We start from the raw sequence: 262 nt of genomic DNA, 5'->3' as shown, positions 1-262 counted from the left end.
CTGCCAGGTCGTCTACGCGCCCGACGCGATGCGCGGCATGGGCGCGAGCCTCGCGGTCGGTGTCCGCACGACGCCCGAAGCGACCGGCTGGCTGGTCGCGCTCGGCGATATGCCGTGGATCGCGGCGTCCACCTACGAAGTGCTCACTCGCGCGCTCGACGCCGACGACGCGTCGATCGTCGCCCCCATGCATCGTGGCGTGCGCGGCCATCCGGTCGGTTTCGCCGCGCACCATTACGATGCACTCGCCGCGCTCGACGGC

At 72.1% G+C, this 262-nt stretch carries 1 protein-coding gene; it reads left to right on the top strand.

The features are described 5' to 3' along the window. The coding region (locus SB751_RS31880; protein WP_410749257.1) for an NTP transferase domain-containing protein at window positions 1–262 on the top strand (262 nt) is incomplete at both ends.

Source organism: Cupriavidus sp. SIMBA_020 (genome assembly GCF_046535395.1).
Taxonomy (GTDB): Bacteria; Pseudomonadota; Gammaproteobacteria; order Burkholderiales; family Burkholderiaceae; genus Cupriavidus; species Cupriavidus campinensis.
Note: the sequence above shows the minus strand (reverse complement) of the source record. Positions and strands in the feature narration are given on the sequence as shown.